At 56.6% G+C, this 13,933-nt stretch carries 11 protein-coding genes; 3 read left to right on the top strand and 8 right to left on the bottom strand.

What is annotated here, in order from left to right:
- Nucleotides 1-23 precede the first annotated feature (23 nt).
- From ACIPIN_RS06705 to ACIPIN_RS06680, 6 genes are all read right to left on the bottom strand, one after another.
- Nucleotides 24-3,143 (bottom strand): efflux RND transporter permease subunit, encoded by a 3,120-nt coding sequence (locus tag ACIPIN_RS06705; RefSeq protein WP_401116860.1) that lies wholly within the window; start codon nt 3,141-3,143, stop codon nt 24-26.
- Nucleotides 3,144-3,164: 21 nt separating this feature from the next.
- Nucleotides 3,165-4,229, bottom strand: coding sequence for a hypothetical protein (locus ACIPIN_RS06700; protein ID WP_401116858.1), 1,065 nt, complete (start codon nt 4,227-4,229; stop codon nt 3,165-3,167).
- A complete protein-coding gene (locus tag ACIPIN_RS06695; protein ID WP_401116856.1) occupies nt 4,226-5,596 on the bottom strand; it encodes a TolC family protein in 1,371 nt (456 codons plus the stop codon). Before ACIPIN_RS06695 ends, ACIPIN_RS06700 begins: the two co-directional genes overlap by 4 nt.
- 316 nt (nt 5,597-5,912) lie before the next feature.
- Entirely contained in the window at nt 5,913-6,365 is a 453-nt protein-coding gene (locus tag ACIPIN_RS06690) for a chromate resistance protein ChrB domain-containing protein (RefSeq protein ID WP_401116854.1), read from the bottom strand.
- Nucleotides 6,366-6,449: 84 nt separating this feature from the next.
- The gene (gene chrA, locus ACIPIN_RS06685) at nt 6,450-7,808 is read right to left on the bottom strand and encodes a chromate efflux transporter (RefSeq protein WP_401116852.1); all 1,359 of its coding nucleotides are present in this window, start codon (nt 7,806-7,808) and stop codon (nt 6,450-6,452) included.
- Nucleotides 7,801-8,745, bottom strand: a complete 945-nt coding sequence (locus ACIPIN_RS06680; protein WP_401116850.1) for a chromate resistance protein ChrB domain-containing protein — start codon at nt 8,743-8,745, stop codon at nt 7,801-7,803. Before ACIPIN_RS06680 ends, chrA begins: the two co-directional genes overlap by 8 nt.
- A 223-nt stretch (nt 8,746-8,968) precedes the next feature.
- On the opposite strand from ACIPIN_RS06680, the gene ACIPIN_RS06675 reads away from it, so the two are divergent.
- On the top strand, nt 8,969-9,631 hold the full coding sequence (locus ACIPIN_RS06675; RefSeq protein ID WP_401116848.1) for a response regulator: 663 nt from the start codon (nt 8,969-8,971) through the stop codon (nt 9,629-9,631).
- Nucleotides 9,628-10,950: an ATP-binding protein gene (locus tag ACIPIN_RS06670; RefSeq protein WP_401116846.1), complete on the top strand. Its 1,323-nt coding sequence runs from the start codon at nt 9,628-9,630 to the stop codon at nt 10,948-10,950. Before ACIPIN_RS06675 ends, ACIPIN_RS06670 begins: the two co-directional genes overlap by 4 nt.
- A gap of 509 nt (nt 10,951-11,459) precedes the next feature.
- Here ACIPIN_RS06670 and ACIPIN_RS06665 read toward each other — a convergent pair.
- A complete protein-coding gene (locus ACIPIN_RS06665) occupies nt 11,460-11,672 on the bottom strand; it encodes a hypothetical protein (protein WP_401116844.1) in 213 nt (70 codons plus the stop codon).
- A gap of 220 nt (nt 11,673-11,892) precedes the next feature.
- Here ACIPIN_RS06665 and ACIPIN_RS06660 point away from each other — a divergent pair, with 220 nt between their 5' ends.
- Nucleotides 11,893-12,828 carry a Ppx/GppA family phosphatase gene (locus ACIPIN_RS06660; RefSeq protein ID WP_401116842.1) on the top strand — a complete coding sequence of 312 codons (936 nt, stop codon included), beginning with the start codon at nt 11,893-11,895 and terminating at the stop codon, nt 12,826-12,828.
- A 179-nt stretch (nt 12,829-13,007) separates the two neighbouring features.
- Here the strand turns inward: ACIPIN_RS06660 and ACIPIN_RS06655 are convergent, their stop codons facing one another.
- On the bottom strand, nt 13,008-13,772 hold the full coding sequence (locus tag ACIPIN_RS06655) for a substrate-binding periplasmic protein (RefSeq protein ID WP_401116841.1): 765 nt from the start codon (nt 13,770-13,772) through the stop codon (nt 13,008-13,010).
- Between the last annotated feature and the right edge of the window lie 161 nt (nt 13,773-13,933).

The following is a 13,933-nucleotide window of genomic DNA, read 5'->3' as shown; positions in this document are numbered from 1 at the left end:
CTTCCCGATAAGTCGCACAACCGTTATGACGCAGGTGCGACGTCAGCGGGAAACTCCTCGGTGCGCTTTTCAAAGCGTCCAAAATGCAAAGCCAACGTTGGTAACACCAATAGATTGAGTGCAGTCGAGGTCACTAACCCACCCAGGATAACGATAGCCATGGGCCCTTCGATTTCATTGCCAGCAGCGCCACTGGCGAGCGCCAGAGGCAGCAGTCCCAAAGCGGTCACCACGGCTGTCATCAGGATCGGTACCAGTCGCTCGGCGGCACCTCTTCGAGCCGCTTCCGGACCCCATGTCATGCCTTCTTCATTCACCAGGTTTGAGTAATGCGAGACGAGCATGATGGAGTTGCGCAGCGTGATACCGAACAGGGTGACAAACCCGACCAGCGATCCCAATGACAAATTCCCACCACACACCAACACGGTCAACACACCGCCTACCAGGGCGAAGGGCAGGTTCACGAGGACCAGGACCAGCGCACGCAGGCTTTTCAGGGCAAGGAACAAAAGCAGCATGATCCCAATGATGGCAGCCCCTGTGTAAACCAGTAAGTCCTGTTGCGATTGCGCACGCGCCTGCTCCTCTCCAGCAAACAAGACGTAGGTTCCCTTGGGTAGGGTGACCTCCTTGTTAATCAGCCGTTGAGCCTCCTGAACGAAGTCACTCACCGCCCGGCCATGTACGGCGGTCGAGACTGTTTGCAGGCGTTGGCCACCGCTGTGCATGATTTGGTAACGGCTGGTGGTTTGGGTGATCACGGCCAGTTGATTGAGAGGCACCGTTGTTCCGGTTCTGTTACGCAGTAGCAGTGAACCGACTGTCGCGACACTGTGGTGGGCCGTGGGAGCCAACGAGACGGTGACGTCATAAGTCTGGTTGCCCTGATAGATTTGGCTGGCGGTCATGCCGTCGTAAGCCACTTGAATCGCCTCCATCACGTCGACCGGCTCGAACCCCCAATGGGTCAATTGCTCAGGCCGGAGCCTGATGGTCAATTGCGGTACATGTTGGGCGGACTCGACTCTCAGGCCAATGGTGCCTGGGATTCGACCTATTACCTGGGCGATTTCCTGGGCTTTGCTGTCCAGCACATCCAGGTCAGGGCCAAAGACATTGATAACGACCGGCGCGGTGACGCCGGAGATGCTTTCGTCGACCCGCTCAGTCAGGAAGGTGTTCACCGACGTCGTCAGACCCGGGAAGCTGGCCAGCACTTGTTGAATACGCGCCACGACCTGGGTTTCCTCTGCGGCGGACAAGCTGTTCAAATCCACTTCGAACTCACTGACGTGAACGCCAGTCGGATCGACCACTTCACTGGCACGCCCTGCGCGTTGCGCCACCAGTCGCACGCCGGAGACTGTGCTCAGCTCCTGCGCTACACGGTCGCCCACTCGCATGGATTCGCTCAAAGAGGAGCCGGGGGCCAGTGCCATATGGATCAGGTAATGTCCTTCCTTCAATTCCGGTATGAAGTTGCCGCCAAAAAACGGCAGCGCGCTGGCCGCCACCGTGCAGAGAATGACGATCATCCAGACGATTGAGCGAGAGTGCGACTCGATGCTCGCGAGTATTTTCAGATAACGCGCCTTCAGTCGCTGCACCAGTTTTGGCTCTTGCGATTGAAGTGGCTTGCTGGTCAACAACATAAACGCCAGCGCCGGCGTGACCGTCAGGGCCACCACAAGGGAGGCCAAAATCGCCAGGATGTAGGCGAGCCCCAAGGGCGCGAACAGTTTCCCGGCGATCCCTGACAGTGCCAGAACAGGCAGGAAAATCAGCGCAACAACCAGGGTGGCATACACCACTGCACTACGGACTTCGAATGAGGCGCGCAGTACCACCAAGGCGGGTGATACGGGACGCTCCAGCGCTTGATTCTGGCGTAGCCGACGGAAGATGTTTTCCACGTCGACCACGGCATCGTCCACGACCTCTCCCAAGGCAATGGCCAGACCGCCCAAGGTCATGGTGTTGAGACTCACACCGAAGTGATGGAGCACGATCACCGCCGTTAACAAGGACAGCGGAATCGCGGTAGCCGAGATGATTGCGGTGCGGATATTGAGCAAGAACAGAAACAGCACTAGGACAACCAGCACGCCTCCCAACAGCAGTGCCGTTTGCAGGTGACCAATCGCGGTTTCAATAAATTTGGCTGGGCGGAAGATGTCCGGATGCAGGCTCACCTGTTCCGCTTCGAGCGCAGGTTTCAAGCTGTCCAGGGCGCGTTCCACACTACTGGAAACGCTCATCATGTCGGCGCCATATTGGCTTTCCACCATCAGCGACACCGCAGGCGTTCCCTCGATTGCCGCCGCACCCACTGCGGCAGCAGGCCCATAGGCTATCGTGGCGACATCGCCCAAGCGTACGGCGATACCCTTCTGGTAGTTGAGCGCCGTTTGCGCCAACTGCGCGGGTGTAACGGTTTGACCCTCGGTATTCAAGACGATGCGCTGGTTAGCGGTTTCCAGAAAACCCGCGCCTCTAACCCCGGTTGCACGCTGGGCCGCGCTCAACACGTCTTGCAGAGATAAACCGTATTGCACCAGTTTTTTGGGATCCGCCTGAATCTGAAACTGTTTGAGATCGCCGCCGAATACGATCACGTCCGCCACTCCGGGCACGCGCAACAATTGCGGTTTGATTGTCCATTCCGCCAGTGTGCGCATCTCCATCAGCGAGCGGGTGTCCGAGGTAATACCCGCGACCAGGGTGACGCTGGTTGATGACGTTAATGGCAATAGCGCGGGTGTTTTGACCCCGTGCGGGAGAATACCGGCGAGCGTACTGAGCCGCTCCGCAGCCAGTTGTCTGGCGCGGTAAATGTCAGCCCCATCCTTGAAGGTCAATGTCACCATTGACAGCCCCGGCAGCGATTTGGATCGCATGCTCGCAAGCCCCAAGGTGCCACCCATGGCATTTTCGACCGGCTGGGTGACCAACATTTCAACCTGTTCGGACGATAACCCAGGGGCTTCGGTTTGAATCACCGCCAGCGGTGGCGCGAACTCGGGGAAAACATCTTGCCGGGCCTGAGTCAGGGTGTAGAGGCCATAACCTGCCAGCAGACAGGCGAGGGCGATAACCACCCCTCGGAAGCGCACAGCAAAGCGGATAATTGAATTCAACATGGTGTATTCGCTACCGTCCGGTTAGTCGTCACATTCGGGGTCTTTGCACGCTGATGCGGTGATGGGCGGACGCTGTTCTTCGGATAACAGCAGTTGCGCACCCTGCACCACGACACGATCACCAGACTCAAACCCGGTGCTGACCAGGTACCCATTGTTGTAGGGGGGTTGGTCTGCGACAGGACGGCGGGTAAACCGGTCTTTGGCAATTTGCACATACGCCCACGGTTGCCCGCCAAACCACAGGATGGCGGCCTCAGGTATGACGAGGCTGGTGCTGGTAGGTGTGGGTAACGGCAAATAGGCAACGACTTTGCTACCGACTGGCAGGGTCGCCGCCGCTCGGTAAAGGTATGCACGGCCTTCAGTCGAAGCGTCGACTTGAGGCGAGACTGAAATGAGCCGAGCCGTTTCCCGATGATGTTCGCTGGACTCAATCGCGATCTGTTCAGGCGCGGTCAGATCGTCACCGAGGGGGAGGACAACGCGCAAAAGCATGTCCTCGCGATTCAACAGCCGATGCAATAGAGGGGCGTCTTGCGCTCCGATCATGCCGGCCAAGGGCGCACCAAACTGTTGGAGCGCGCTATTGCGTACCGACTGCATGTTGGCACTCGCGGCTTGCAGCTTGGTCTTGTCTGTACTCCATGTGACTTGTGAGGCTTGCAGCAGCTTCATGGACACGCTCTGGTTAGCCTTGAACAGCGCGAGGTTGCGCTCATATTCCTGGCCCGAGGCCGAAGCGGCAGACTGTGCCGCCGCTGAGTCTGCTTGAGCCATAGCGTAACGAGTGCTCAGATCATTGAGCCCTTGCACATCAAGCACACTGCCGTAAGCCAGATGTTCCACTTGATGCCTGGACGCAGTGATTGGTTCACTCTGAATACCACTAATTGCCTGGGTCGTTTCATCCAACGTGACGATGGTCAAACCGCCTTCGGTGGTGACCCGTGTAGGGGGCGCTACCGCAGTTACAGGCGCGACCTGCATGGCTTGATAAGAGAAAAAACCTAAAGCGCCTAATCCGACAACGGCTACCACCGCCAGGGTGATTCGAGAAGTTTTGCTGCGAAAGGGTGTGTTCATTTTCGAATGACCGACTCTGTTGACTGGGCGTGAAGTGAGATTCCATCGAGTGGTTGCTGGATGGCATTTTCAAGTTGACTGATGGCTTGCTGGAGTTGAACCACTGCATCCACGTGGTTCATAGCATCGACATTCACGGCACGGCGTGACCGTGATAGCGCCAGTCGGTCAATCGCGCCTAAATCAAAGGAATGTTGATCAGCTTGAAAGGCTGCTGTTCGGGTCGTCCCCTGGGTGTCGATGAGCGCCAGGTTTTGCGTGGCCAGGTGATAGTGCTGCAGAGCGCTGTCGGTCTGATTGATCGCTTGGTCTTGAAGAGCTTCAACGTGGAGGGCAGCTTCCTTGCGGTGCGCTTCGGCCTCCGCGATAGGCCCCTCATTGCGGTTGAACAGGGGGAGGGTGATGCCTGCCGGTGTAACGCTGTACTTGTTCACCCCTTGGTCGAACGAGTATCCGAGCCCGAGTGACAGGTTCGGATATTGCCGTGCAACTTCCAGTTGGAGAGCGGCTTGGCTCGCTTCGTACTCGGCCAGGGCACCCAGGATGTCAGTGCGATTCAGAATGGTTTGGCGGCGGGCGGTGTTATCAGGGATCTGCGGGGTCAGGCTCTCGAATTCACTCAGGTCTAGCCTGATGGGGTCAAGAGCCCTGAGAGGAATCCCAATGGTCTGAGCGATCAGTGCTTTGGCGTCCAGCATCAGTTTTTCGCTATTAGCCAAGTCGCTACGATCACGCTCCAGAATGATCTGCTCCTGGCTCAATTCGAACGTCGAGGCCGACCCCAACGAAAGCTGCTTCTGCAGCATGGTGACTATGTTCTGCTGGATGTCGACCTGACGCTCGATAATCGCGTGGTGCTGGCTGGCGGCGTAAAGGTCGAGTAACGCGCCGCGAAGACGACTCCTGATTTGCCAGGCGGTTTGACCGATATTGAGACGGGCAGCGTCTGAGAGCTGTTGCGCTTGCGCCACTCGATAGCCACGCTTACCGGCAGTTTCAATCGGGATGTCGAGGGCCAGTCCATACGTCCACGGTTTTATCGGCTGATCGGCGTACTGCAGTGGCAACGACAAGGACGGATTGGGTCGTTGATTAGCCGTTTCTGTTGCCGCCTCACCGTTAGCAAACCTGGCGCGTACCGCGTCCAGCTCAGGACTGTAGTAGTAGGCTGCCAGAGTTAATTTACTCAGATCCCAGGCGCTAGTGGTTTTGGGGAGGCGCGCTGTTATGAAGCGCTGAAGCTCTGGGTTAGTCAGAGAGCGCTCTTCATAGGCAGCCATCATTTTCTGAGGCACCAGGGGTTGCGGTTGATAACTCGCACAGCCGGTGAGCAGCACTGCCACAGTGATAAAAAAATGTTTATGCATTCGCATTTTCTTTGAGGACAAAGTGGCGGAGCGCGCAGAGCTTCGCGAAGTGATTGAGCTCTTCCATGGGGAGACCCGTTCAGGAGACTAGGAAGCACCACGTTGTGATCACGGTGCGAGTGATACGCACCATAGTGGTTGCTTCCTTAAATCCACCTTAAGGTTGACTCTGGGGGGCACATCAGTCGAACAACCCCTAGCGGCCCTTGCTCAGAAGTTCTGATTTCAAGGACGTAGAGTTACGAGCATGCTGACTACCACAGCCATTCAGACAGAAGCTCAGTCGAGAACTGGACTTCTGTCTGAACTGAGCGCTTCACATCTGCGGAGGCCAGTTATGCGTTTCGGCCTGACACTCCTTGCACCAGGCATACAGCGCGTCATACATAATCAAACCCTGTACGAGCATTTCGTGATCATCGGCATAACGCTGCGATAGCCCCAGTGAAATCGCGTACAGCCCAGCCGATTGTGGTGTCAGATCCAGGCGGGAAGTATCTGCCCCGCGCACGATTTTGGCCAAATGCTGTAAGGCAGGATCACTGAGTTGGTACTTTTTCAGGAACGCATCAAAGCTGCACAGCTCACCTACGTGGGAAAGCTCAACGCCCGGAATGTCGTAAGGCGTTGCGTCTATCTCGGCGGCAATCCGCAGAACCTCTCTGCTGGGCACGTACAAGAACTCGGCCTGTGGATCGATAAAATGAGTGATCAGCCAAGGACAAGCGATGCGATCAATCTTGGGTCGTTCACGGGTAATCCACCTCATGGAACACCTCCTGCCTAGCTCAGTAGGCTGGATGATCCGGCAGGCCCAATGCCTGCCAGAGTGCTATTGATCGCCGTACGCCCGCTAGCGCAGTAGATGCACTGCCAAACCAATGAGCGCACAGGCCATCAGTACTTGAATGACGCCACGCTTGAAGCGAAACAAGGCAATCGTTGCTGCAATGGCGATCAGCGCAGAGGGCCAATCAAGGGTGCCGCTGAACCCTTTGGGCCACAGCACGTGATAGCCGAAGAACACCGCCAAATTGAGAATCACCCCAACTACCGCCGCAGTAATCCCGGTAAGCGGCGCGGTGAACTTGAGTTCGTTGTGAGTCGCCTCCACCAGCGGACCACCGGCGAGAATGAACAGGAACGAAGGCAGGAAGGTGAACCAGGTCACCAGTGTGGCCGCGAGGGCACCCGCCAGAAATACCTGATCGGCACCGAATACCTGCGAGACATAGGCGCCGACAAAGCCGACGAAAGCTACCACCATGATCAGCGGCCCCGGTGTGGTTTCACCCAAGGCCAGGCCATCGATCATTTGTGTCGGGGTCAACCACCCATAGTGACCAACCGCGCCCTGGTAGACATACGGGAGCACTGCATAGGCACCGCCAAAGGTCAGCAGCGCCGCCTTCGTAAAGAACCAGCCCATCTGGGTCAAGGTGCCTTGCCAGCCGAAGAGTGTGGTCAAGACTCCCATCGGTAGCGCCCACAGCGCTGCGCCGATGAGTGCCAGCAGCGCCAGTCTCAACCAGCTGAACCGGGCATGGTCGGGGGACGGAGTGTCGTCATCGATCAAGGCCGGGCCATAGGATTTTTTGGCGGCGCTGTGGCCCCCGGTTCTGAACTTCTCGGGAGCAAAACGGCCACCAAGGTAGCCGAGCAACGCCGCACTCAGCACGATCAGCGGAAAGGGAACATCAAATGCAAATATCGCCGCGAACGACGCCGCCGCTATGGCCCACAGCCAATTGTTCTTCAGTGCTCGTGAACCGATTCGATGAGCCGCCTGTACGACGATGGCGGTCACGGCGGGTTTGATCCCATAGAAAAGCCCAGCCACCACCGGCACGTCGCCAAAGGCGATGTACATCCAGGACAAGGCGATCAGGATGAACAGCGAGGGCAGCACAAACAGCCCCCCAGCGATGACGCCACCCCAGGTGCGATGCATCAGCCAGCCGATGTAGGTCGCCAACTGCTGAGCCTCCGGCCCCGGCAGCAACATGCAGTAGTTGAGGGCGTGCAGAAAGCGCCGTTCGGAGATCCAGCGCCGCCGCTCGACCAACTCTTGGTGCATGATCGAGATCTGTCCTGCCGGCCCGCCGAAACTGATGAAACCGAGCTTGAGCCAGAACCAGAACGCCTCGCGGAAACTGATCGCCTCCGGTCTGGGCAGATCCTCTTCAACGAGTGATGGAGAAACCTTAGTCATTGGGTTGTTCCTCTTTCACAAACGCTGCGAGCAGGCCGTCGAAGATGGCGCTCGCAGCAGCCAGCAAGTGGTCGTCATGAGTAATGGTTTCGCGTAGCCCGGCCAGCACCCGTTCGATGCCGGCAGCCTCCACTGGCTGGATCCCCCCGACATCGAGGTAGTGCACCAGGGCAGCAATGCGGCCCAGACCGGGCTCCTGGATTTCAAAACTGGCTTGCAGGGTTTCGAAGGTCACACGGTTGCCGACATGACTGAAGGTTGCCTCATCGAAGTCAAAACCCAGCGCATCGGTCGGACAGTCCTGTGGACTGTTCAACCAGAGGATCTGAGCGTGTGGGTCAATGAAGCGTCGAATCAGCCACGCGCAGGCGAGTCGGTCAACCCAAGGCCGCTGACGTGTTGCCCATACGCGACCCTGAAAGTCACCGAGACTCAGCGGCACGATTGGCTGGTCGTGGCTATGGGGTTCGTCCGCAGACAACGCTCTACTGACAGCGGTCTCAAGTTCCTGCAAAGCCGAGTCGATTTGCTGCTTCGGCTTGCCGGGAAAGTAATCAATAGTGGTCAGCTGTTCGTAGGTTTTGCGCAGTTTTCGAATCTGCCTGGTGGTCACCAGTGCATTCTCGGTATTGAGCTGTGCACGGCAGGCTTCGATCTCAGCGCCAAGCTTGCTGTACTCATCGCTACGGTCGAACAGCTCTACGAAGCGTTCGCCATTGGGGTCGACGACAGGCAGGACGTAGGCAGTGCCATTGATGGCCAGAATATCGCGCTCGACAGAGGCCAGCGCTTCACGACAGGCGCTGGTGTCCGGCAACAGATAGGCACCATCGCGTAACACCGCCGCTCCAGAGGCTTTCAGGGCCCGCCAGGCTCGCATGCGCTCGGTGGCATTTGCGGTGGGTAAGCCGAGGATTAACGTGAGCCAATTTTTCATGTAGAGATACATTCAAAAATAGTTTGTTTCTCTACATTATTCTTGTGCCGCGCGATTGAAAAGCCCTTAATGCTCGTTATCATGGCGATTGGATTACGTCAGTAGTGATGGTGGCGAAGCTGCGTGTAGTTCAGGTGCACTATGGCTTTGATTGGATAGGCGCAGAGTCAAGACTTCGGCACACTGCAGCACGAACCGCTGATGCGAGGAGAGGGACCAGGCGATGCGAATATTACTGGCAGAAGACGACCCGATGATCGGCAGTGGCTTGCAAAAAGGCTTGCGCCAGGAAGGGTACACAGTGGATTGGGTCACGGACGGGAAGGCCGCCGTACTCGCTTTGGAAACCACTCCATATGCGTTGCTGCTACTCGACCTGGGACTTCCGCGCCAGGATGGAATGGATGTGCTCAAGGTTCTGCGTCAACACGACGAGACCTTACCGGTAATCATAATCACTGCCCGCGATTCGCTTCCAGATCGGGTGGCGGGTCTTGATCAGGGCGCTGACGATTACCTGGTTAAACCGTTTGCTATCGAGGAGCTGGTTGCACGCATCCGCGCCGTCAGTCGCCGTCAATCCGGGCGTGTGCAGACGGAGCTTCGGGGTGGCCCGTTGCGGCTTGATCCGGTACGGCACCTGCTGTGGTTGCGCAATGAGCCTGTCAGCTTATCGGCGAAAGAATATGCATTGCTGCACGAACTGATGAAAGAGCCGGATGCGGTGATATCGCGTGAGCAGCTGGAGGATCGTCTGTATGGTTGGGGTGACGAGGTTGGTAGCAACGCGGTGGAAGTTCATATCCATAATCTTCGCAAAAAGCTTGGTGCGCAGGTGATCCGAACCGTCAGAGGGGTTGGTTACCACATTGGAGAGGACGCATGAGTTCGCTCCGTCGGCGTCTGCTGTTATGGCTGCTGCCAGCCACTTTTCTGGCTGGACTGCTGGCAAGTATCGGCACCTATTGGGGGGCCGTCCTTGAACTGGATGATCTGCTCAACGACCAAATGCGTTACCTCGCAGAACACATCAATGTGGATCCTGGTGAGCGTGTTGTACTGACGGATACAGGCAAGAAACCCAGTCCGCTCAGTGATGATAATGCTGACGAAGTATTGCTTCAGGTTTGGAGCGCAGGAGCCTTGAGTTTTACGACCAACTCCGCGCTCACGCTGCCACCACCGCAGCAAACTGGACTGAGCGATGTTCAGGTCGGGGATCAAACCTGGCACACGTTCGTCAGCGAGCGTGGCGACAAGTTTATCCGGGTGGCTCAAGCACAAAATCAACGCTGGGAAGAACTCGCCGGTCTAGCCGTGCACCTGCTGTGGCCAGTGGTATCACTGATTCCCTTGCTGGCCCTGTTCTTGTGGTTGGGTATCAGCTACGGGCTCAAACCCCTGCGAACAGTGGCGACAGAACTGTCGGAGCGCAACGTGAATAGCCTGCAGCCGATCGCTTCGAAAGAGTTGCCTGGCGAAGTCAAACCTCTGGTCGATGCCCTCAACGATTTGCTGGAACGTCTGGCGAATGCCTTCACCATGCAAAAACACTTCATCGCTGATGCCGCGCACGAGCTACGCACCCCAGTGGCAGCACTCAGCATTCAAGTGGAGTTGGCACAGCGGGCCACTCAGGATGAAGACCGGCAGGTATCGCTGTCAGAGGTACAGGCGGGCGTCACACGTCTTACTCATCTGACACAACAGTTGTTGACCTTGGCTCGTTTGGAGCCTGACGCGCAATCGCCAGTCATGCAGAGCGTCGAATTATCCGCGCTATGCAAATCGGTGATCGGTGATCAGGTTCGTAGGGCTGAAGCTTCCGGTATCGATCTCGGGCTAGCCGAGAGTACGGCAGCCAGCATTACCGGGAATCCCGAAACGCTACGTATCTTGCTCAATAACCTGGTCGACAACGCCATTCGTTACGCGGGTGCCCACGCAAAGATTGACGTGGCAGTACGCGATACAGACCAAGGTGTCGTGCTTGAGGTATGCGACAACGGCCCAGGAATAAGTGCAGTGGATCGTGAGCGGGTGCTAGAGCGATTCTATCGAGGCAACAATCAAACAGGCTCTGGTAGCGGACTGGGGCTTTCAATTGTTCAAACGATTGCAGAACAGCACGGAGCTCAGGTCGTACTGGATGCAGCCCCAAATGGCTTGGGGCTGCGGGTACAGATCTTTTTTCCTTCTAGATAGTGAAAATATACAGAGTGGAATTTGGTGATCCCAGGTTCCTGGCATGACCATTTTGGTTGACTTGGCAAAGCTGCTGCCAAAATGATCAGGCAAAAAAAAAGCTGCCTGAAGTGGCAGCAAAAAAAACAGTAGGCGTTGAATGGCCTGAGTATCACTGTCAGAAAGTTACAAAACGATGACGATTTTTTGGCGCAGCGAAGATGGCTCCTCAAGACAGCTCTACCACAGACCTATTTATGCTGATAGGCAAGGGGTGGGCTGCGTTTACACGATCCTCCAGCTTTTTCACGAAGGCTTCGGCTTCTGCATAACTTCGAAATTTGACGCACCACGCGTCTATCCAGACAAGCCAGCCTTCGGGTGCACTCGCTTCTTCGATTCTGATCTGCATCACTGGAATCCCTTCGTGTGGTGGTTCAGGTCAATTACTAGCCTGGACAAAAAAGCTCTTGCCCTTTTGAGATCTGAGTATCGAGTTGGAAGCGACATAGGGAATTGCTTAATCGGGTTCATCTGATGGTTTTTCTCAGTGACTCAATGCCCTTTCTGACGGACTCGGCGTTCAAGTCGAGTGTGGCGATAGCTCCAAGAGCGGTGCTGGAAACGCCAGCGGACCCCCTCTGATCTATCCACATCGCTATCGACTCAATGGCGTCGGCCAGAGCGAGCTGGTTTTCGTGGAGGGTTTCGAGTATGTCCGGCAGTTGGGGAGTTGCTGACATGGCGACATTTCCTCAGAGCGAATTGAAAGCCTAGCAGCGTCCGTGCGGGTGTGCCGGAGCATCACGGTTATCCAGTCAGGTTGGCCTGTTGTCTGTTTATTTGAAAAGGTTAGAGGGTGTCATCTTGGCGTCATCGAACTAATGGCAAGATCCTCGCAAACCGCCTTGAGCGCACAGCAGGCGTCCGCCTTCTGGTTGATGAATTTGCAAGGAATCCCCCATGAAAGGCGACGCCTCCCTGTTTGCGGCCATTGACCTGGGGTCCAATGCGTTTCGCATGATGATTGGTCAGTCGGTCAAGCGGAACCAGCAGTTCGTGATCCAGGAAGTGAAAACCCTTCGTGAGCCGGTCCGTTTGGCGGAGGGATTTCAAGGCGGGGCTCTGGATGAGTTGGCGCTGGATCGGGGATGGCAAGCGCTCGCGCGATTTGGCAAAAAGTTACGCGGCTTTGAGGCGGGCCGTGTGCGGGCAGTGGCGACCAGTGCCGTCCGCGAAGCTGATAATGCCCAACTGTTTCTGGCCAGCGCGGAGCGGCACCTGGGGTTTCGTATTGACGTCATCTCCGGGCATGAAGAGGCCCAACTGGTGTATGCCGGTGTTGCCCATACGATACCGGGTGCAGAGAGCATGCGACTGGTAGTGGATATCGGCGGCGGCTCCACCGAATTGATTCTTGGGAGGGGCACTCAGCCCCTTGTAACCGAGAGCATTGCCATTGGCAGCGGCATCTTTGGTGCGCGTTACTTTCAAGGGGGCTGCATCACGGCTCAGGCGCTCCTGGAGGCTGAGCGTGTGGCCACTCTACAGTTTGAAAAAGTTGCACGTCGTTATCGAGCGCTGGGTTGGCAGCAGACTATCGGCTCTTCAGGTACCGCACGGATGCTGGCCAAAGTGCTCAAGGCCAACGGATTGAACGACTATGGGCAAAGCGGTATCACCTACGGCGGTCTGTTGCGCCTGTCGTTGCGTCTGCTCGAAGTGGGGCATGTCAAACAACTCAAATTGGCGGGTTTGCAAACCCATCGCCTGAGCATCTTGCCTGGCGGTCTCGTGGTCATGCTGGCGGCGTTCAAGGTATTTGGCATCCCGCATATGACTCCTTCCGAGCCAGGCTTAAGGTTCGGGGTTCTTCATGGTCTGATGTATAAACACTAATCAACGGACAGCTACCTAAGAGAAGTAGTTATCATTTTCGCCTTGATCCGAAGCGCGGTACCGCGACCGATCACCGCGCTGGCACCGCCCCGCGTCTGGCCCTGGGATTGCAGCATGACGCGGCCGGCACCGACCTTGACCGCCAGTGCTGATTTGAAAAAGCGCTTATTCAGGATTCACTACTGCGACAAATAGCTCTTTTGTATACGCGCCAGGGTACCGTCACTGCGAAGCGTTTCAACCGCTTCGCGCAAGTCTTGTACCCGTTGAGGGGAGCATTGCTTCGAGCAGGCCAGATAGAGATTCGCACTGTTCATGACGGGACTCATCAGCAGTGTGCGTCGAGACACCTTTGGCCAGATGTATTGACTCTCCGGGACACCGTTGAACCAGGCATCGATGCGGCCCTTCAAGAGCATTTGCGCGGGGTTGTCACCAATGGTCAGCGGGTAGATCTGCTCGTTGCCGAAGCCTTGTGCGCGCAGGATTTCCTCTTGCGCACTGCCCAAACCTACACCGATCACACGGTAAGCCTTCCTGGCTTCTTCGAAGCTGTTCACCCGCTGCTCCAGGCTGAAAAAAGCTCGCTCCATGGGCATGATCGGGGCGATCCAGGTGAAGCGGTTTTCACGTTCTGGCGTGCGTGACAAAGGGGCTATCAAGATGTCCTGATTCTCACTGACATGCTTTTGCGATCGGGCCCAGGGAAGCGCCTGTACATGAGCGACATAGCCGGCTTTGGCAACGGCCATCAGGACGAGATCTCCAACGATTCCGTGACCTTTGGAATCATCGACAAATGTCAGTGGGGGTGCGTCGGGGATAAACAGCTCAATCGGTAAGGGTGCGCTCCACGCGTTATGGGTCATCAGCAGCGGTATCGACAGACACAGTCTGCAAAGCGCCTTGGTACGGGTACTTGATACGCGTGTGATCCGGTTCATGATTGATATTTCAGGCATGGAAAGGAGAGGCTCGACTCAACTCAGCCGACTCAAGGCGGCAAGCATCTTCCCATAGGTGCATGGGTTATGCGAAGGCAGCAATCCCGGGCGAGGTGTCTGCACCGGGTTTGTGCATCCGGGCTCCGAGATCGGTTGATCGC

This window comes from Pseudomonas sp. NPDC087697 (genome assembly GCF_044743155.1).
Taxonomy (GTDB): domain Bacteria; phylum Pseudomonadota; class Gammaproteobacteria; order Pseudomonadales; family Pseudomonadaceae; genus Aquipseudomonas.
The sequence above is the reverse complement of the archived record's forward strand: the minus strand, read 5'-3'. Positions and strand labels throughout refer to the sequence as shown.

Bases quoted from the DNA above. Each gene is read 5' to 3' on its own strand.
- ACIPIN_RS06705 (WP_401116860.1), bottom strand. From the start codon at position 3,143: ATGTTGAATTCAATTATCCGCTTTGCTGTGCGCTTCCGAGGGGTGGTT.
- ACIPIN_RS06700 (WP_401116858.1), bottom strand. From the start codon at position 4,229: ATGAACACACCCTTTCGCAGCAAAACTTCTCGAATCACCCTGGCGGTG.
- ACIPIN_RS06695 (WP_401116856.1), bottom strand. From the start codon at position 5,596: ATGCATAAACATTTTTTTATCACTGTGGCAGTGCTGCTCACCGGCTGT.
- ACIPIN_RS06690 (WP_401116854.1), bottom strand. From the start codon at position 6,365: ATGAGGTGGATTACCCGTGAACGACCCAAGATTGATCGCATCGCTTGT.
- chrA (WP_401116852.1), bottom strand. From the start codon at position 7,808: ATGACTAAGGTTTCTCCATCACTCGTTGAAGAGGATCTGCCCAGACCG.
- ACIPIN_RS06680 (WP_401116850.1), bottom strand. From the start codon at position 8,745: ATGAAAAATTGGCTCACGTTAATCCTCGGCTTACCCACCGCAAATGCC.
- ACIPIN_RS06675 (WP_401116848.1), top strand. From the start codon at position 8,969: ATGCGAATATTACTGGCAGAAGACGACCCGATGATCGGCAGTGGCTTG.
- ACIPIN_RS06670 (WP_401116846.1), top strand. From the start codon at position 9,628: ATGAGTTCGCTCCGTCGGCGTCTGCTGTTATGGCTGCTGCCAGCCACT.
- ACIPIN_RS06665 (WP_401116844.1), bottom strand. From the start codon at position 11,672: ATGTCAGCAACTCCCCAACTGCCGGACATACTCGAAACCCTCCACGAA.
- ACIPIN_RS06660 (WP_401116842.1), top strand. From the start codon at position 11,893: ATGAAAGGCGACGCCTCCCTGTTTGCGGCCATTGACCTGGGGTCCAAT.
- ACIPIN_RS06655 (WP_401116841.1), bottom strand. From the start codon at position 13,772: ATGAACCGGATCACACGCGTATCAAGTACCCGTACCAAGGCGCTTTGC.